This window comes from Streptomyces sp. NPDC004721 (genome assembly GCF_053601495.1).
In genome coordinates this window covers 140,087-159,142 of record NZ_JBSGBZ010000007.1, presented here as the reverse complement: position 1 = coordinate 159,142, position 19,056 = coordinate 140,087, and the positions used below count along the sequence as shown (strand labels likewise).

13 protein-coding genes are annotated in these 19,056 nt (G+C 72.6%); 7 read left to right on the top strand and 6 right to left on the bottom strand.

Annotated features, from left to right (window positions below; genetic code table 11):
- The first annotated feature begins 153 nt into the window (after positions 1-153).
- The 4 genes from trpB to lgt all read left to right on the top strand — a co-directional run bounded on the left by trpB (position 154) and on the right by lgt (position 4,207).
- Entirely contained in the window at positions 154-1,437 is a 1,284-nt protein-coding gene (gene trpB / locus ACWEK3_RS08500; protein WP_365422004.1) for a tryptophan synthase subunit beta, read from the top strand.
- Positions 1,434-2,270 (top strand): tryptophan synthase subunit alpha, encoded by an 837-nt coding sequence (gene trpA / locus ACWEK3_RS08495; RefSeq protein ID WP_450537923.1) that lies wholly within the window; start codon positions 1,434-1,436, stop codon positions 2,268-2,270. The genes trpB and trpA overlap by 4 nt, the downstream gene beginning before the upstream one ends.
- A gap of 89 nt (positions 2,271-2,359) precedes the next feature.
- On the top strand, positions 2,360-3,133 hold the full coding sequence (locus tag ACWEK3_RS08490) for a DsbA family protein (RefSeq protein WP_450537924.1): 774 nt from the start codon (positions 2,360-2,362) through the stop codon (positions 3,131-3,133).
- An 84-nt stretch (positions 3,134-3,217) separates the two neighbouring features.
- Positions 3,218-4,207, top strand: coding sequence for a prolipoprotein diacylglyceryl transferase (lgt, locus tag ACWEK3_RS08485; RefSeq protein WP_450537925.1), 990 nt, complete (start codon positions 3,218-3,220; stop codon positions 4,205-4,207).
- A 48-nt stretch (positions 4,208-4,255) separates the two neighbouring features.
- Here the strand turns inward: lgt and ACWEK3_RS08480 are convergent, their stop codons facing one another.
- The 6 genes from ACWEK3_RS08480 to ACWEK3_RS08455 all read right to left on the bottom strand — a co-directional run bounded on the left by ACWEK3_RS08480 (position 4,256) and on the right by ACWEK3_RS08455 (position 11,499).
- Complete coding sequence (locus ACWEK3_RS08480) at positions 4,256-5,113, bottom strand: HpcH/HpaI aldolase/citrate lyase family protein (RefSeq protein WP_453249246.1); 858 nt, start codon at positions 5,111-5,113, stop codon at positions 4,256-4,258.
- Complete coding sequence (locus ACWEK3_RS08475; RefSeq protein WP_450537927.1) at positions 5,110-6,327, bottom strand: CaiB/BaiF CoA transferase family protein; 1,218 nt, start codon at positions 6,325-6,327, stop codon at positions 5,110-5,112. Before ACWEK3_RS08475 ends, ACWEK3_RS08480 begins: the two co-directional genes overlap by 4 nt.
- Positions 6,324-7,715, bottom strand: a complete 1,392-nt coding sequence (locus ACWEK3_RS08470) for an ADP-ribosylglycohydrolase family protein (RefSeq protein WP_453249245.1) — start codon at positions 7,713-7,715, stop codon at positions 6,324-6,326. Before ACWEK3_RS08470 ends, ACWEK3_RS08475 begins: the two co-directional genes overlap by 4 nt.
- Positions 7,703-8,890 carry an ADP-ribosylglycohydrolase family protein gene (locus tag ACWEK3_RS08465; RefSeq protein ID WP_453249244.1) on the bottom strand — a complete coding sequence of 396 codons (1,188 nt, stop codon included), beginning with the start codon at positions 8,888-8,890 and terminating at the stop codon, positions 7,703-7,705. Before ACWEK3_RS08465 ends, ACWEK3_RS08470 begins: the two co-directional genes overlap by 13 nt.
- Before the next feature lie 8 nt (positions 8,891-8,898).
- Positions 8,899-10,101, bottom strand: a complete 1,203-nt coding sequence (locus tag ACWEK3_RS08460) for an ADP-ribosylglycohydrolase family protein (RefSeq protein ID WP_450537930.1) — start codon at positions 10,099-10,101, stop codon at positions 8,899-8,901.
- 306 nt (positions 10,102-10,407) lie between these two features.
- Positions 10,408-11,499, bottom strand: coding sequence for an ADP-ribosylglycohydrolase family protein (locus tag ACWEK3_RS08455; protein WP_453249243.1), 1,092 nt, complete (start codon positions 11,497-11,499; stop codon positions 10,408-10,410).
- 283 nt (positions 11,500-11,782) lie between these two features.
- Here ACWEK3_RS08455 and ACWEK3_RS08450 point away from each other — a divergent pair, with 283 nt between their 5' ends.
- The 3 genes from ACWEK3_RS08450 to ACWEK3_RS08440 all read left to right on the top strand — a co-directional run bounded on the left by ACWEK3_RS08450 (position 11,783) and on the right by ACWEK3_RS08440 (position 18,953).
- Positions 11,783-12,514, top strand: coding sequence for a VIT1/CCC1 transporter family protein (locus tag ACWEK3_RS08450; RefSeq protein WP_361411555.1), 732 nt, complete (start codon positions 11,783-11,785; stop codon positions 12,512-12,514).
- A gap of 471 nt (positions 12,515-12,985) precedes the next feature.
- Positions 12,986-17,497: a glutamate synthase large subunit gene (gene gltB, locus ACWEK3_RS08445; RefSeq protein ID WP_453249275.1), complete on the top strand. Its 4,512-nt coding sequence runs from the start codon at positions 12,986-12,988 to the stop codon at positions 17,495-17,497.
- The gene (locus tag ACWEK3_RS08440) at positions 17,490-18,953 is read left to right on the top strand and encodes a glutamate synthase subunit beta (protein ID WP_450537932.1); all 1,464 of its coding nucleotides are present in this window, start codon (positions 17,490-17,492) and stop codon (positions 18,951-18,953) included. Before gltB ends, ACWEK3_RS08440 begins: the two co-directional genes overlap by 8 nt.
- Positions 18,954-19,056: the final 103 nt, after the last annotated feature.

Genomic DNA, 19,056 nt, shown 5'->3' with positions numbered 1-19,056 from the left:
CGTGCCGCCGTACCGCGACCGCGGTCCGCCCGCCGGCCGAGTGGCCCGCCCGCTGACGCCGTGCCCGCACACCCGGAGCACGGCACGCGCACGCGACCACCGTGACCCTCAGACCCACCGATCCCGGGGCAGACGCCCCTGTGAGGTATCCGCATGCCCAGCGAGTTCTTCATTCCCGACCCGGAGGGCCAGGTGCCGAGCGCCGAAGGCTACTTCGGCGCGTTCGGCGGCAAGTTCATCCCGGAGGCGCTCGTCGCCGCCGTGGACGAGGTCGCCGTCGAGTACGACAAGGCGAAGGCCGACCCCGAGTTCGCCCGCGAACTCGACGACCTGCTCGCCCACTACACCGGCCGCCCCAGCGCCCTCACCGAGGTGCCCCGCTTCGCCGAGCACGCCGGCGGCGCCCGCGTGTTCCTCAAGCGCGAGGACCTCAACCACACCGGCTCCCACAAGATCAACAACGTGCTCGGCCAGGCCCTGCTCACCCGGCGGATGGGCAAGACCCGGGTGATCGCCGAGACCGGCGCCGGACAGCACGGCGTCGCGACCGCCACCGCCTGCGCGCTCTTCGGCCTCCAGTGCACGATCTACATGGGTGAGATCGACACGGAGCGGCAGGCCCTGAACGTGGCCCGGATGCGCATGCTCGGCGCCGAGGTCGTCGCCGTGAAGTCCGGCAGCCGCACCCTGAAGGACGCCATCAACGAGGCCTTCCGCGACTGGGTCGCCAACGTCGACCACACTCACTACCTGTTCGGGACCGTCGCAGGACCGCACCCCTTCCCGGCCATGGTCCGAGACTTCCACCGGGTCATCGGCGTCGAGGCGCGCCGCCAGCTCCTCGATCGCGCCGGGCGCCTGCCCGACGCCGCCATCGCCTGTGTCGGCGGCGGCTCCAACGCCATCGGCCTCTTCCACGCCTTCATCCCGGACACCGGCGTCCGCCTCATCGGGTGCGAGCCCGCCGGGCACGGCATCGAGAGCGGCGAGCACGCGGCCACCCTGACCGCGGGCGAGCCCGGCATCCTGCACGGCTCCCGCTCCTACGTCCTCCAGGACGACGAGGGCCAGATCACCGAGCCGTACTCCATCTCCGCGGGCCTCGACTACCCCGGCATCGGCCCCGAGCACTCCTACCTCAAGGATTCCGGCCGCGGCGAGTACCGCGCGATCACCGACGACGCGGCCATGCAGGCGCTGCGCCTGCTGTCGCGGACCGAGGGCATCATCCCGGCGATCGAGAGCGCGCACGCGCTGGCAGGGGCCCTGGAAGTGGGCCGGGAACTGGGCGAGGACGGACTGATCGTGGTCAACCTCTCCGGCCGCGGCGACAAGGACATGGACACCGCCGCCCGCTACTTCGGCCTGTACGACACCGACGCCGAGGTGGCCGCCGACGAAGCCGACACCGCCGAGATCGAGGGGGACGCCAAGTGAGCGGGACTGCATCGACCGGTGGACAGGGCCGGCTGCTGGCCGACACGCTGGCCGCCGCCAAGGCGGAGGGCCGGTCCGCGCTCATCGCCTACCTGCCGGCCGGGTTCCCGACCGTGGACGGCGGCATCGAGGCGATCAAGGCCGTCTTCGACGGCGGCGCGGACGTCGTCGAGGTCGGGCTGCCGCACAGCGACCCGGTCCTGGACGGTCCGGTCATCCAGACCGCGGACGACATCGCGCTGCGCGGCGGCGTCAGGATCGCGGACGTCATGCGGACGGTGAAGGAGGCCCACGCGGCCACCGGCAAGCCGGTGCTCGTCATGACGTACTGGAACCCGGTCGACCGCTACGGCGTCGAGCGGTTCGCCGCGGAACTCGCCGAGGCGGGCGGCGCCGGCTGCATCCTGCCGGACCTGCCGGTCCAGGAGTCGGCCCTGTGGCGGGAGCACGCCGAGAAGCACGGCCTGGCGACGGTGTTCGTCGTCGCGCCCAGCAGCAGGGACGAGCGGCTCGCCGAGATCACCGCGGCCGGTTCCGGATTCGTCTACGCCGCCTCCCTGATGGGCGTCACCGGCACCCGTGAGTCAGTGGGCACGCAGGCCCAGGACCTGGTGGAACGCACCCGGGCCACCGGCACCGGCCTGCCCGTCTGCGTCGGCCTCGGCGTCTCCAGTCGCGCCCAGGCCGCCGAGGTCGCCGGCTTCGCCGACGGCGTGATCGTCGGTTCGGCCTTCGTCAAGCGGATGCTGGAGGCCCCGGACCCGGCGGCCGGAGTCGAGGCCGTCCGCGCCCTCGCGGGCGAGTTGGCGAGCGGGGTGCGCGGACAGGCGTAGCGACGGCCGCGGCACATCCTTCGATCGTCCGAACGGGTGGTCCTGGCACCGGGGAGGCGCAATGCGCCTCCCCGGTTCGTTCAGGGGGTGTGAGCGAGAAGAACCATCAGGGAAAGCGCCCCGCCCGGCAGCGTCTGGCGGCCGAGCGGGAGAAACAGAAGATCACGGAGAGGCGACGGCGCACACTGATCGTGGCCGCGACGGTCGTGTGCGTCCTGGGCCTGGCGGCGGTGATCGGCGTGGTCGCCGCCAACTCCGGCAAGCACAAGAGCAGCAGTTCGGGCCCGGTCGTGGGGCCCTCCGGCGCGCGGGGCAAGGACAGCCTGGCGATCCCGGTCGGCCGGGACGGAGCCAAGTCGACGCTCACCGTGTGGGAGGACTTCCGCTGCCCGGCCTGCCAGGCCTTCGAGACGGTGTACCGGCCGACGGTCCACGAGCTGGCCGACGCCGGCAAGCTCAAAGTCGAGTACCGCCTGGTCAGACTGATCGACGGCGCCCTCGGGGGCACCGGCTCCCTGCGCGCGGCCAACGCGGCGGCCTGCGCCCAGGACGCCGGCAAGTTCCCGGCCTACCACGACGTGCTCTACCGGAACCAGCCCAAGGAGTCCGACGACGCCTTCGCCGACAACGGCAAGCTCATCCAGCTCGCGGGCAAGGTGAGCGGCCTGAACACCCCGGCCTTCGACAAGTGCGTCAAGGACGGCACGCACGACAGCTGGGTCGACAAGTCCAACCAGGCCTTCAACGCCGGCGGCTTCTCGGGCACCCCGACCGTCCTGCTGAACGGGAAGAACATCCTCCAGGACCGGACGATGACCCCGGCGAAGCTGAAGCAGATGGTGGAGGCGGCCGACAGCAAATGAGTGAGGCACGAGCCGCCCGTTATGGACCCGTAGCCGAGCTGCTTGCCTTGGCCCCGCCCCGGCTGCGGTAGCGTCGACCCTGCCATGGAACTTGCCTACATCCCCAGCCCGTCGCGCGGTGTGCTGTACCTCGGTCCCATTCCGCTGCGCGGCTATGCCTTCAGCATCCTCGTCGGTCTCTTCGTCGCCCTCTGGATCGTCGACCGCCGGTGGGTCGCGCGTGGTGGGAAGAAGGGCACCGCCTGGGACATCGCCGTCTGGGCCGTCCCGTTCGGCCTACTGGGCGGTCGCCTCTACCACGTGATCACCGACTACGAACTCTATTTCGGTGAAGGCCGGAACTGGGTCGACGCCTTCAAGGTCTGGGAAGGCGGACTCGGTATCTGGGGAGCCGTCGCGCTGGGCGCGCTCGGTGCCTGGATCGGCTGCCGGCGCCGGGGTATCGCGCTACCGCCGTATGCCGACGCCGTGGCTCCCGGCCTGGCGCTCGCGCAGGCGTTCGGGCGCTGGGGCAACTGGTTCAACCAGGAGCTGTACGGGCGGGAGACGGACCTTCCGTGGGCGCTGCACATCACGTCCTCGGCGGACGGCCGCGTGCCGGGGTACTACCACCCGACGTTCCTGTACGAGTCGCTGTGGTGCGTCGGCGTCGCGCTGCTGGTGTTCTGGGCGGACCGCCGTTTCAAGATGGGTCACGGTAGGGCGTTCGCCCTCTACGTCGCCGCGTACTGCGCGGGCCGGTTCTGGATCGAGTACATGCGGGTCGACGAGGCCCACCACATCCTGGGCCTGCGGCTGAACAACTGGACCGCGTTGATCGTCTTCATCGCGGCCGTCGTCTACATGGTCCTCTCGGCCCGGCTCCGGCCCGGCCGGGAAGAGACGGTCGAGCCGGACGCCACGGACGGCGGCGCCCAGGACGCCGAAGAGGGCGAAGGCGCGGAGGGTCCCATTGTGCTGGACAAGGACGCGCCGGAGGCCGCGAGTAAGGAAACGTCCATTTCCGGTCAGGACGCAGTGGCTGATGAGGCTTCAGTGATGTCGGGGGAGAAGCAGCGGAAGCCCCGCTCGTAGCCGTACGCGGACGAGGGTGCCCCGGATCGCGGCGGCGCCCTCGTCGTGTCAGCACCGCCGGGCCAGTGCGAGGGTGCGCCGGGCCGCCGCCACGACCGCCGCGTCGATGAAGCGGCCGTCGGGGAGGGCCTGCGCGCCCCGGTCCGCGGTGGCCGCCTTGATGACCGTCTCGGCCTCCTCCAGTTCCCGGTCGGTCGGCAGGTAGGCGCGCTCGATGATCGGGAGCTGGCGCGGGTGGATGGCCGCGCGGCCGAGGAAGCCGAGGGCGCGGCCGTGCGCGCAGGAGGCCGCCAGGCCCTCCAGGTCCCGGATGTCGGGGTGGACGGACTGGGGCGGCGGGGCGAGGCCGGCCGCGCGGGCGGCCACGACGACCCGGGCGCGGCACCAGTCCAGGCCGGAGTCCTGCCGTACGCCCAGGTCGGCACGGAGGTCGGCCTCGCCGATCGAGACACCGCGCAGCGAGGGGTGCGCGGAGGCGATGGCGTAGGCGCGCTCGATGGCCAGCGCGGTCTCCAGGAGGGCGTACAGCGGGGGCCCCGAACCGTCCGCCGGCGGCGGACCCTGTACGGTCTCCGTCCGCGCCGCGACCCGGGCGACCTGCCCGGCGCACGTCACCTTCGGCAGCCGCAGCCCGGCCAGACCCGGCCGGGGTGCCACCGCCGCCAGGTCCGCGGCGGCCAGCGGACCGTCGACCGCGTTGATCCGCACGTGCACCGGGACCGGCGGCGGTTCGGTCAGCAGCTCGGCGGTGGCCGCGCGGGCGTACTCCTTGCGGTCCGGGGCGACCGCGTCCTCCAGGTCGACCACCACCACGTCGGCGCCGGAGACCAGTGCCTTGGCCACGACGTGCGGGCGGTCACCGGGGGCGTACAGCCACGTGAGCGGGCAGAAGGCGGTCGCCGTCACAGGGCGCCCTCCGCACGCAGCGCGGCCAGTTCCTCCGGGGTGAGGCCGAGTTCGGTCAGGACCGCGTCCGTGTCGGCGCCGTGCGGGCGGCCCGCCCAGCGGATCGCGCCCGGGGTGGCGGAGAGCCGGAAGAGGACGTTCTGCATGCGCATCCGGCCGAGCTCCGGGTCGTGCAGTGTGGTCAGGGTGCCGAGGGCCCGGTACTGCGGGTCGGCCATCACGTCCCGTACGTCCTGGATCGGCGCGATCGCCGCCTGGGCCTTCTCGAAGGCGGCCAGGACCTCGGTGCGGGTGTGCCGGGCGATCCAGCCGCCCACCGCCTCGTCGAGCACGTCGGCGTGCGCGGCCCGCTCCGCGCCGGTCGCGAACCAGGGCTCGTCGATCAGCTCCGGGCGGCCCACCAGCCGCATCACGCGTTCGGCGACCGACTGCGCCGAGGTGGAGACCGCCACCCAGGTGCCGTCACTGGTGCGGTAGGTGTTGCGCGGGGCGTTGTTCCGGGTGCGGTTGCCGGTGCGGGGCTGGACGTAGCCGAGCTGGTCGTACCACAGGGGCTGCGGGCCGAGGACGGTCAGGATCGGCTCGATGATCGCCATGTCCACGATCTGGCCGGCCCCGGTGCGCTCCCGCGCCGCGAGCGCGGTCATCACCGCGTACGCCGTGGCCAGGCCCGCGATCGAGTCGGCGAGCCCGAACGGCGGGAGCGTCGGTGGTGCGTCCGGTTCGCCGGTGATCGCGGCGAACCCGCTCAGCGCCTCCGCCAGGGTGCCGAACCCGGGCCGGGAGGCGTGCGGGCCGAACTGCCCGAACCCGGTGACCCGGGCCAGCACCAGACGCGGATTGGCCGCCGACAGCTCCGGCCAGCCGAGCTCCCACTTCTCCAGGGTGCCGGGCCGGAAGTTCTCCACGATCACGTCGGCGGTGGCGGCCAGCCGCAGCAGGGTGCGGCGGCCACCGGGTTTCGACAGGTCAAGCGTGATGGTGTGCTTGTTGCGGCCGAGCAGTTTCCACCACAGGCCGACCCCGTCCTTCGAGGGCCCGTGGCCCCGGGACGGGTCCGGCTTGACCGGGTGCTCCACCTTGATCACCTCGGCACCGAAGTCACCGAGCATGGTGGCGGCGATGGGTCCGGCGAAGAGGGTGGCGAGGTCGAGCACGCGCAGACCGGAGAGCGGCCCGGTGGCGTCGGGCGCGGCGTCGTGGGGCGCGGTCATGGGGTGAGCCGGTCGATGTCGCTCATGGGGCGGGACGCCTCCAGGTGCGTGAGGTGGGCCAGGGTGTCGAAGCCGGTGCCGTCGAAGTCGCCCACCGATGTGGCCAGCCGGTTCTTGAGCGGCGCCGTCCAGCGGTCGGGCAGCGCGTTCAAGGAACCGGCGAGGAGGGCCGCGACACCGCCGGCCGTGGCACCGTTCGAGTCGGTGTCCCAGCCGCCGGAGACGGCGCGGCAGACGGAGCCGGTGAAGTCGCCGTCGGCGTGGGTCAGGGCGGCGGCGATCAGCGCGGTGTTGGGGACGGCGTGCACCCAGTGGCAGTCGGCGTGGGTGGTGTGGAGTTCGTCCACGACCGTCTCGAAGTCCTCGTGGGTTTCCGCCAGTTGGACGGCGTGGCGCACGGCGCGGGCGAGCCGGGAGCCGGGCGGTACGACGGTCAGGCCGGTGGCCAGGCAGGTGTGGACGTCGTGGGTTCCGGTCGCCGCGGTGGCGATGGCGGCGGCGGCGAACATCGCGGCGTAGACGCCGTTCGCGGTGTGGGTGAGGGTGGCGTCGCGGTGGGCCTGCGCGGCCGCGGCCGCCGGGTCGCCGGGGTTGGTCCAGCCGTGCATGTCGGCGCGGATCAGGGCGCCGATCCACTCGCGGAAGGGGTTGCGGTGCCGGGCGGTGTGCGGGGGGTCGATGCCGAGCAGCAGGTTGCGGTAGGCGACGCGTTCGGCGGTGAAGGTGCGGCCTGCGGGAAGTTCGTCCAGCCAGAGGCGGGCGGTGTCGGTGGTCGTGAACCGCTTCCCGTGGCGTTGCAGGAGAAGGAGGTTGAGCAGAGGGTAGTTGAGGTCGTCGTCCTCGGGCATGCCGTCGATGTTCTCGGCCAGGGAGTTGGCCGCCGAGCGGCGGTTCCAGGGGTACGCGGCGGCCAGGTCCTCGGGTACGCCCTTGCCCGTGAACCAGGTGCTCAGGGGCCAGTTGCCGGTGGCCCGGGCGAGTTGGCGGATGCCGGTGAGGGGCAGCTTCTCCACGGGTTTGCCCAGCAGGCAGCCGGCGGCCCGGCCGAGCCAGGCGGCCTCCAGGGGCTCGGCGGTCACCGAGGGCGCGGGGGTGCCCGGCTGCTCGGGCCAGGCCGGGCACAGGGCCTTGATCGCGGCCAGGTCCGTCGGTTCCGCGTCCGCCAGCCTGCTGGGGAGTTCGGCCAGTTCGTCCAGGAGGTCCTCCGCCAGGAGGCGTAGGTAGCGGGAGGCGCGCCCTGGGGACGCGCCCGCGCGGGCCGGGGCCTCGGGTCCGCCCGCCGCGCGCCAGCGGGCGGCGATCGCCGACGGTTCGCGGCCGTCCTGCACCGCCTGGCGCAACTCGTGGCCGAGCAGGTCCTCCGGCTGGATCCAGGTCAGTCGGAGCATTCCGGGCCTCCCATTCCGGCGAACGCCCGCTCGTGGGCGCGCCGCCGCCGTACGTCCTTCTCGAAGATCTCCCGGGTCACCCCGGCCAGCGTGCGCGCCGGTTCCCACAGGTCCAGGCGGCTGGCCTCGGACACCGTCTTCGCCCAGTCCTGAGGGACGGGCGAGCCCAGTGCGCCCGCCAGCGCCCCGGCCATCGTCGCGATGGAGTCGCAGTCGCGGCCGTAGTTCACCGCGCCGAGGACGGCCTGGCGGAAGTCACCGCGCGCCACCGTCAACATGCCCAGCGCGACGGGCAGTTCCTCGATCGCGTGCAGCCGGGAGGGGCGGCGGGCGCCCAGGGACGGGTTTCGGTAGTCCGGCCCGACCGTGTCGTACGGCGCCATCGCCTCCCGTAGTGGGCCCAGCGCCGACTCGAAGTCCGTGCGGCCGCGGGCCACCTCGCAGACCCGCTCGATCGCGGCGCGGGTGCCGTCCTTCGCCAGCGACAGGCACGCGGTCACCACCGAGTCCGGGCTCGCCCTCGGCGTGCACGCCGCCGCGACCCCGGCCGCCAGGACGCCCGCCGCCTCCCTGCCGTAGGACGACTGGTGGGCGCCCGCGATGTCCAGGGCCTCGGCGTAAGCAGCCGCCGGATTGGCCGCGTTGACCAGGCCCACCGGCGCCATGTACATCGCGGCACCGCAGTTGACGATGTTTCCGGTGCCGGCCTCGCGCGGGTCGACGTGGCCGTAGTGCAGCCGCGCCACGAGCCACTTCTCCGCCAGGAAGACCCGGTGCAGCGGCAGCGCCTCCGCCTGGAGTTCCGGGATCCAGCGCGGGTTCGTCATCAGGTCGGGCACCAGGTGGTCGGCGATCGCGTAGGCGTCGAGGTGGTCGCGGACGTGTGCGTACACCCGAACCAGGGCGTGCGTCATCAAGGTGTCGTCGGTGACGTGGCCGTCGCCCTTGTGGTACGGGGCGATGGGGCGGGCGGTGCGCCACCGTTCGCCGTGCCAGGGGCCGACGACGCCGTGCACGCGGCCGCAGTGGCGCTCGAGGATCTGGTCGGGGGAGTAGCCCTCGACGGGGCCGCCGAGCGCGTCGCCGACGGCCGCTCCCACGAGCGCGCCGGCGATCCGCTCCTCCAGGTCCGCGTCCCGGACCACGCCTCGGCTCTGTTCTCCTTTGGGCGTCATGCCCGGAATCATCCTCCTGGAGGGGCCGGTTGTGCGGCTTCCAGGAGTTCGGCGAGTTCCACGAGGTCGGTGCCGGTGAGGCGGGGCAGCACGCAGCCGGACAGGGTGCGGCAGGCCTCCCGCCAGGACTCCGGGATCGCCTCGCCGCCGCCCAGCGCGCCGGTCAGCGCGCCCGCCAGGGCCGGGGCGGAGTCGGCGACCCGGGACAGGCAGGCCGCCGCCGGCAGCGCCTCGGCGATCCGGCCGTCCGCCGCCGTGGCCAGGGCGAGGGCGACCGGAACCGTCTCGGCGGCGGCGATGCCGTAGCTGTAGACGTGGTCGACGATCCGGTGCTCCAGCAGCGGGACGAGCGCGAACGCGCCCTCGGTGTCCCGGGCCAGGCGCAGCGCGTGCCGGGCGTTGCGGCCGATCTCCGTCCGCTCGGGCAGTTCGGCCAGCGCCGCCGTGACGCACGCCCCGACCTCCGCGCCCGCCAGTGCCTCGGCGAGTGCCGCCGCCATCGCGCGGGCTCCGTGGACGCCGTCGCCGTCCTGGGTGTACCGGGCGTCGAACTCGGCCAGTTCGGCGGCGCTCCGGGGGTCGCCCGGGTGGGCCGTGGCCAGCACACAGGCCCGTACGCAGGCGGCGTCGTCGAAGTAGTGCGGGTTGTCGTGCCCGCTGGCGGGCGGGCGCAGTCCGGTCGCCAGGTTGCCGAGCCCGGCATGGACGGAGATACGGGCGCGCAGCGGCAGTACCGCCGACTCGACCTCGGGGGCGCGTTCGGCCGCCGCCGCGACCTCGCCGGCGACGGCGTTCCAGGTCAGGTCGATCGCGGCCCGGATACGCCGCTCCCGGCCGAGGTCGCCGAGCGCCGCGTCGTCCCCCGCCCGCAGCAGGGCCTCCGCGGCGAACACCGCCCACTCCGCGTCGTCGGAGGGGCCGAGGCGCAGCGGCTCCGGAGGCTGGTTGAGCGCGATGGGCACGGGCAGCGTCGTCGTCGCGTTCAGCTCGGCGAACGTGTCCAGTTCCCGGGTGAGCCGCCGGGTCCACTCCGGCATCCGAGCGGCCCGATGCCGCGCGGCGGGCCACCCGGCGGCATCCCCGGCGGCCAGCCCCAACAACAGCCCTTCGACCCGCCGCGTCACGGCCGCGCCTCGTCTTTGTCGCTGATGGCGGTGTGGCCGTGCCGCGCGTGCGGATCGCCTGCCGCCACCGGCGGGCGGCTGTTCCATGCCGGCTTCTCGGCGGGGCGGCTCATGGTTGCGCCTTGTCTTCGTCGCTGGTGGGGACGTGGTTGCGCCGGGCGTGCGGGCTGCCGTCACCGGCGGGTCGCTGTTCCGCGCGGGGTCGCCGGCCGCCGGCTTCGTGGTTACGCCTCGCCTTCGTCGCTGGTGGGGGATGGCTGTGCCGGGTGTGCCGGCGTGGCGACATCGACGGGTGGCCGTTCCGGGCCGGGTGATCGGTTGCCGCTGTGGCGGGGTAACCCCGTGTGGCCGGGTGTTCGGGTGCGTGCCCCGCGGCGGGCCTCGTCCGGTGGTTCACGGCCGCGCCTCCTCGTCTCCGGCGGTGAGTGCGTACGCCGACCGGTCCGGAGCGGGGAGTGCCTCAGGTCGTACGGGGGCTTCGTGCCGGGGGAGACCGGTGGAGGCGCTCACCAGCAGGTCCGCCACGTCCAGTACGTGCCGGCCCGCCATCGACGGCAGGCAGCTGCCCCGGGCGGGGCCGATGGCCGTCGCCCACTCGTCCGGGATGGCCGAGAGTCCCTGCGTCGCGCCGGCCAGCGCGCCCGCGACCGCCGCCGTGGTGTCGGCGTCGCGGCCCATGTTGACGGCGGCGAGGACCGCCTCGCGGAAGTCGCCGTCGGCGGCGGCGTACGCGCCGAAGGCCAGGGCGACCGCTTCGGGGGCCAGGTCGGTCCAGGGATAGCCGCCGATGACCACCGCGGAGCGGACCGCGCGTTCGCCGCGGTGGGCGGCGGCCGTGGCCCGGCGCAGCGAGCGGGCCGTCCAGGAGTCGTCCGGGACGACGGCGAGGGCGGCGGCCACGACCGCGACCGGGGTCGCGCCCGCCATCGCCGCCGCGACCCCGGCGGCCACCGCCCGGCCGCCGTGGATGCCCTCACCCTCGTGGCTGACCGAGCCGTCGATCGCCACCAGCCGGGCCGCCTCGGCGGGCCGCCCGGCGGCGAACACCCCGAACGGCGCCGCCCGCATGGCGAGCCCGTCGCTCCAGGCGTGCCGGTGCTGGGCGGAGATGGGGGCGGCCAGCCCCCGGCGCAGGTTCTCCAGCGTGCCCCGCTCGCTGAACCCCGCCCCGCGGAAGGGGCCCTCGGCGCGGTCGGCGATGAACTCGTGCCAGGCCGCCTCCACCAGGGCGGGGGTGAGCGCATGGCCGTGCCGGGCCAGCAGCAGCCCGGAGAAGATGGCGTACTCGGTGTCGTCCGTGCCGGCCGGCCGGTCGGTGACGTAGCCGGTGATCCGGCCCCAGCGGGCGCGGATCTCGGACGGCTTCAGGTTCTCCGCGGGCGCCCCGAGCGCGTCTCCGACGGCGAGGCCGAGCAGCGCGCCGTGTGCCCGTTCGCGCGAGGCGGCCGGCGCCGGGGTCTGCGGGGCGCGGATGGTCGATCCCATGGCGGGCTCTCCTCTCGGGGCGACCCGCAGGGCGGGGAGCCCTCAGCGGAACTGTCCCCGGCGCGGGGCCCGGTGCAGCCTCGGGAACCTCACCATCACCCGTACGACATCTGGGCGCACTACGTCACGGATGAGCGTCACGACGCAAAACCGCAGGTTAGCCCAGCCTTCCCTTGCTGGCGGTGATGAAATTTCCAGCATAGATTCAGTGTTGTCAAAAAGTAGAACTCGTCCAAAAGTCAGCCTTACCTAAGTTCTCGTCGGCTCTCAGGGGGACCTCGTCATGGCCATCATCGACACCGAAGCGACGCTCCACGAGGCGCACCGCGACAACCACACGCACCGCGACGTGAACGGTGGCTGGCTGCGTCCCGCGGTCTTCGGCGCGATGGACGGCCTGGTCTCCAACCTCGCCCTGATGACCGGTGTGGCGGGCGGCGCGGTGGGCCAGCAGACCATTGTCCTCACCGGCCTCGCGGGCCTGGCCGCGGGTGCCTTCTCCATGGCGGCCGGCGAGTACACCTCCGTCGCCTCGCAGCGCGAGCTGGTCGAGGCCGAGCTGGACGTCGAGCGCCGTGAGCTGCGCAAGCACCCGGAGGACGAGGAGCGGGAGCTGGCCGCCCTGTACGTCTCGCGCGGCGTGGAACCCGGGCTCGCCCAGGAGGTGGCCCGGCAGCTGTCGAAGGACCCGGAGCAGGCCCTGGAGATACACGCCCGCGAGGAGCTGGGCGTCGACCCCGGCGACCTGCCCTCCCCGCTGGTCGCCGCCGTGTCGTCGTTCGGCTCGTTCGCGCTCGGCGCGCTGCTGCCGCTGCTGCCGTACCTGCTGGGCGCCAGCGCGTTGTGGCCGGCCGTGCTGCTCGCCCTCCTCGGGCTGTTCGCCTGTGGCGCGGTAGTGGCCAAGGTGACGGCGCGTAGCTGGTGGTACAGCGGTGTGCGGCAGCTCGCCCTGGGTGGTGCCGCCGCCGGTGTGACCTACGCCCTGGGTACCCTGTTCGGAACCGCCGTAGGATAAGGCGCTGGAACTTATGCGGACAGTTGCATAAGTAAGCCGTTGCTCGTTACCCGTTGGTTTCGGCCGTGTGACCACGGGGCATGAGCCGTAAGCACCCGCAGGCAATGAGGCCTGTCGCGCATGCGCAGGGCCGGGCGACTCCGTCCTCCCTGTTCCTCCGGGCCGACGGACACCGATCCGACCGATCTCGTCCGCCGCCCGCCCACAGCTTTCACCGCCGGTCGCGGTACCCCCTGTCGACCCACGGTGCCCGCATGCTGGAACGGAGTTTCCGATTCCCGAGAAACCCCCCATCATGTAATCTGCATGAAATTTCGCATTTCCGGCAGAGGGCCAACGTCGTCCCTCGGCACTCGCACTTGCCACATGACGACGACGGGAGAGCCGATGCGTATGCCGCGCCAGCCGTCCCAGCATCCCGCGAACGACCAGAACTGGTCGTTCATGGATGCCCGCCCTGCCGCGCAGGGGATGTACGACCCCCGCAACGAGCACGACGCCTGCGGCGTCGGCTTCGTGGCCACCCTCACCGGCGAGGCGAGCCATGCGCTGGTCGAACAGGCGCTCACGGTTCTCCGCAACCTGGAACACCGCGGCGCGACCGGCTCCGAGCCGGACTCCGGCGACGGCGCCGGTCTGCTCTCCCAGGTGCCCGACGCGTTCCTGCGCGAGGTGGCCGGATTCGAACTGCCCGCGGCCGGTGCCTACGCCGTCGGCATCGCCTTCCTGCCCGAGGACGGCACCGAGGACACCGTCTCGCGCATCGAGGCGATAGCGGGCGACGAGGGTCTGACCGTCCTCGGATGGCGCGAGGTCCCGGTCGCCCCCGACCTGCTCGGCGCCACCGCCCGCTCCACCATGCCCGTCTTCCGCCAGCTGTTCGTCACCGACGGCGTGAGCGAGGGCATCGCCCTGGACCGCAAGGCGTTCGTGCTGCGCAAGCGCGCCGAACGCGAGGCCGGCGTCTACTTCCCGTCGCTGTCGGCCCGCACCCTCGTCTACAAGGGCATGCTCACCACCGGCCAGCTCGAGCCCTTCTTCCCGGACCTGTCCGACCGCCGCTTCGCCTCGGCCATCGCGCTCGTCCACTCCCGCTTCTCCACGAACACCTTCCCGAGCTGGCCGCTCGCGCACCCGTACCGCTTCGTCGCGCACAACGGCGAGATCAACACCGTCCAGGGCAACCGCAACTGGATGCGTGCCCGTGAGTCCCGGCTGGCCTCCGGCCTGTTCGGCCCCCAGGAGACGCTGGAGCGGACCTTCCCGGTGTGTACGCCGGGCGCCTCCGACTCCGCCTCCTTCGACGAGGTCCTGGAGCTGCTCCACCTCGGCGGCCGCTCGCTGCCGCACTCCGTGCTGATGATGATCCCGGAGGCGTGGGAGAACCACGACGCCATGGACCCGGCCCGGCGCGCCTTCTACGAGTACCACTCCACGATGATGGAGCCCTGGGACGGCCCGGCCTGCGTCACCTTCACCGACGGCACCCAGGTCGGCGCCGTGCTCGACCGCAACGGTCTGCGCCCCGGCCGCTACTGGGTCACCGACGACGGCCTCGTCGTCCTCGGCTCCGAGGTCGGCGTGCTCGACATCGACCCGGCCAGGGTCGTCCGCAAGGGCCGGCTCCAGCCCGGCCGCATGTTCCTCGTCGACACCGCCGAGCACCGCATCATCGAGGACGACGAGATCAAGGCGACCCTCGCCGCCGAGGAGCCCTACGCCGAGTGGGTCCAGGCCGGCGAGATCGAGCTGGGCGACCTGCCCGAGCGCGAGCACATCGTGCACACCCACGCCTCGGTCACCCGCCGCCAGCAGACCTTCGGCTACACCGAGGAGGAGCTGCGCGTCCTGCTCGCGCCGATGGCCAAGACCGGCGCCGAGCCGATCGGCTCCATGGGCACCGACTCGCCGATCGCGGCCCTCTCCGAGCGCCCGCGGCTGCTCTTCGACTACTTCACCCAGCTGTTCGCGCAGGTCACCAACCCGCCGCTGGACGCGATCCGTGAGGAGCTGGTCACCTCCCTGCGCAGCTCGCTCGGTCCGCAGGGCAACCTGCTCGAACCGACCGCGGCCTCCTGCCGCAGCGTCGTCCTGCCCTTCCCGGTGATCGACAACGACGAGCTGGCCAAGCTCATCCACATCAACGCCGACGGCGACATGCCCGGCTTCAAGGCCGCGACCCTCTCCGGCCTGTACCGGGTCTCCGGTGGCGGCGAGGCGCTGGCCGCGCGCATCGAGGAGATCTGCGCCGAGGCCGACGCCGCCATCGGCAACGGCGCCCGCCTGATCGTCCTGTCCGACCGCCACTCGGACGCCGAGCACGCCCCGATCCCGTCGCTGCTGCTCACCGCGGCCGTCCACCACCATCTGATCCGCACCAAGCAGCGCACCCACGTGGGCCTGCTGGTGGAGGCCGGCGACGTCCGCGAGGTCCACCACGTCGCCCTGCTGATCGGCTACGGCGCCGCCGCGGTCAACCCGTACCTGGCGATGGAGTCCGTCGAGGACCTGGTCCGCGCGGGCACCTTCCTGCCGGGCGGCGAGCCCGAGGACGCCCTGCGCAACCTGATCCACGCACTCGGCAAGGGCGTGCTGAAGGTCATGTCCAAGATGGGCATCTCCACCGTCGCCTCCTACCGCGGCGCCCAGGTCTTCGAGGCCGTCGGCCTGGACGAGGCCTTCGTCGACAAGTACTTCGACGGCACCGCCACCAAGATCGGCGGCGTCGGCATCGACGTCGTCGCCAAGGAGGTCGCCGCCCGCCACGCCAAGGCCTACCCGGCCTCCGGGATCGCCCCTGCGCACCGCGCGCTGGAGATCGGCGGCGAGTACCAGTGGCGCCGCGAGGGCGAGCCGCACCTGTTCGACCCGGAGACGGTCTTCCGCCTCCAGCACTCCACGCGCACCGGCCGCTACGACATCTTCAAGAAGTACACGGACCGGGTGAACGAGCAGTCCGAGCGCCTGATGACGCTGCGCGGCCTGTTCGGTTTCGCTTCCGACCGCGCGCCGATCCCCGTCGAGGAGGTCGAGCCGGTCTCCGAGATCGTCAAGCGCTTCTCCACCGGCGCGATGTCGTACGGCTCCATCTCCAAGGAGGCGCACGAGACCCTTGCCATCGCCATGAACCAGCTGGGCGGCAAGTCCAACACCGGTGAGGGCGGCGAGGACGCGGACCGCCTGTACGACCCGGCCCGCCGGTCCGCCATCAAGCAGGTGGCCTCCGGCCGCTTCGGGGTGACCAGCGAGTACCTCGTCAACTCCGACGACATACAGATCAAGATGGCCCAGGGCGCCAAGCCCGGCGAGGGCGGCCAGCTGCCCGGCCACAAGGTCTACCCGTGGGTGGCCAGGACCCGGCACTCGACCCCCGGCGTCGGCCTGATCTCCCCGCCGCCGCACCACGACATCTACTCCATCGAGGACCTGGCCCAGCTGATCCACGACCTGAAGAACGCGAACCCGCGGGCGCGGATCCACGTCAAGCTGGTCTCCGAGGTCGGTGTCGGCACGGTGGCCGCCGGCGTCTCCAAGGCGCACGCCGACGTGGTCCTGATCTCCGGCCACGACGGCGGTACCGGTGCCTCCCCGCTGACCTCGCTGAAGCACGCGGGCGGCCCCTGGGAGCTGGGCCTGGCCGAGACCCAGCAGACGCTTCTGCTCAACGGACTGCGGGACCGCATCGTCGTGCAGACCGACGGTCAGCTCAAGACCGGCCGCGACGTGGTGATCGCGGCGCTGCTGGGCGCCGAGGAGTTCGGCTTCGCGACCGCGCCGCTGGTCGTCTCCGGCTGCGTGATGATGCGCGTGTGCCACCTGGACACCTGCCCGGTCGGCATCGCCACCCAGAACCCGGTGCTGCGCGAACGGTTCTCCGGCCAGGCCGAGTACGTGGTGAACTTCTTCCGGTTCATCGCCGAGGAGGTCCGCCAACTGCTCGCCGAACTGGGCTTCCGCTCCGTCGAGGAGGCCGTCGGCCACGCCGAGGTCCTGGACGTGGCCCGGGCGGTCGACCACTGGAAGGCGCAGGGCCTGGACCTGGAGCCGCTGTTCCACGTGCCCGAGCTGCCCGAGGGCGCGGTGCGCCACCAGGTGACCGCCCAGGACCACGGCCTGGAGAAGGCGCTCGACAACGAGCTGATCAGGCTCGCCGCCGACTCCCTGGCCGCGCCCGGCGCCGCCGACGCCCAGCCGGTGCGCGCCCAGGTCGCCATCCGCAACATCAACCGCACGGTCGGCACCATGCTCGGCCACGAGGTGACGAAGAAGTTCGGCGGTGCGGGACTGCCCGACGACACCATCGACATCACCTTCACCGGGTCGGCCGGCCAGTCCTTCGGCGCCTTCGTCCCGCGCGGCATCACGCTGCGCCTGGAGGGCGACGCCAACGACTATGTCGGCAAGGGTCTTTCGGGCGGCCGGATCGTGGTCCGCCCGGACCGCGCCGCCGACCACCTCGCCGAGTACAGCGTCATCGCGGGCAACACCCTCGCCTACGGCGCGACCGGCGGCGAGATGTTCCTGCGCGGCAAGACCGGTGAGCGGTTCTGCGTGCGCAACTCCGGCGCGCTGGTCGTCTCCGAGGGCGTGGGCGACCACGGCTGCGAGTACATGACCGGCGGGCGCGCGGTGGTCCTCGGCGAGACCGGCCGCAACTTCGCGGCCGGCATGTCCGGCGGCATCGCCTACGTCGTCGACCTCGACCGCGACAACGTCAACCCCGGCAACGCCGACGCGGTCGGGCCGCTGGACGACTCCGACCGGCAGTGGCTGCACGACGTGGTGCGCCGGCACCAGGAGGAGACGGGCTCGACCGTCGCCGAGAAGCTGCTCGCCGAGTGGGACACCGCGGTGGAGCGCTTCAGCAAGATCATCCCCAGCACCTACAAGGCAGTGCTCGCCGCCAAGGACGCCGCCGAGCGGGCCGGTCTGTCCGAGACCGAGATCACCGAGAAGATGATGGAGGCGGCGATCCATGGCTGACCCGAAGGGCTTTCTGAATCACGGCCGCGAGGTCGCCGAGTCCCGCCCGGTCGAGGAGCGCAAGAGGGACTGGAACGAGGTCTACGTTCCCGGCTCGCTGCTGCCGATCATCAGCAAGCAGGCCGGCCGGTGCATGGACTGCGGCATCCCGTTCTGCCACAACGGCTGCCCGCTCGGGAACCTGATCCCGGAGTGGAACGACTACGCCTACCGCGGGGACTGGGCCGCCGCCTCCGAGCGGCTGCACGCGACGAACAACTTCCCCGAGTTCACGGGCCGGTTGTGCCCGGCGCCCTGCGAGTCGGCCTGTGTGCTCGGCATCAACCAGCCGCCGGTCACCATCAAGAACGTCGAGGTCTCGATCATCGACAAGGCGTGGGAGGGCGGCGACGTCGCCCCGCGGATCCCCGAGCGACTGTCCGGCAAGACCGTCGCGGTCATCGGCTCCGGCCCGGCGGGCCTGGCCGCCGCCCAGCAGCTGACCAGGGCGGGCCACACCGTCGCCGTCTACGAGCGCGCGGACCGCGTCGGAGGCCTCCTGCGCTACGGCATCCCCGAGTTCAAGATGGAGAAGCGGCACATCAACCGCCGTATCGAGCAGATGCGCGCGGAGGGCACCCGCTTCCGTACCGGCGTCGAGATCGGCCGCGACCTGAAGGCCACCGACCTCAAGAAGCGCTACGACGCGGTCGTCATCGCCGCCGGCTCCACCACCGCCCGCGACCTTCCCGTCCCCGGCCGCGAACTCAAGGGCGTCCACCAGGCGATGGAGTACCTGCCCCTGGCCAACAAGGTCCAGGAGGGCGACTACGTGGTGGCGCCGATCTCGGCGGAGGGCAAGCACGTCGTGGTCATCGGCGGCGGTGACACGGGCGCGGACTGCGTGGGCACCGCCCACCGCCAGGGCGCGGCCTCCGTCACCCAGTTGGAGATCATGGCCCGCCCGAACGACGAGCGGCACCCGGTCGACCAGCCCTGGCCGACCTTCCCGATCCTCTACAAGGTCACCTCGGCCCACGAGGAGGGCGGCGAGCGGATCTACTCGGCCTCCACGACCCACTTCGAGGGCGACGAGGACGGCAACGTGCAGTGGCTGCACCTGGCCGAGGTCGAGTTCGTGGACGGCAGGCCGGCCCCCAAGCCGGGCAGCGAGCGCAGGATCCCGGCCCAGCTGGTCACCCTGGCCATGGGCTTCACCGGCACCGACCGGGAGAACGGCTTGGTCGACCAGTTCGGCCTGGAGCTGGACGAGCGCGGTAACATCGCCCGTGACGCGGACTTCCAGACCAACGTGCCCGGTGTCTTCGTCGCCGGTGACGCCGGCCGCGGCCAGTCCCTCATCGTGTGGGCGATCGCCGAGGGCCGCTCGGCCGCCCGCGGCGTCGACCGCCACCTCATGGGCGCCGGCGACCTGCCGGCCCCGATCCGCCCGACGGACCGCTCGCTGACGGTCTGACGGCACAACGGTGACCTGACGGTCGCTCATATACGTCCCACACAAAGGCGTGTGGAACACAGGCGGCGCCTGCCCAGTCCCCGACCGGACCACAGGGCAGGCG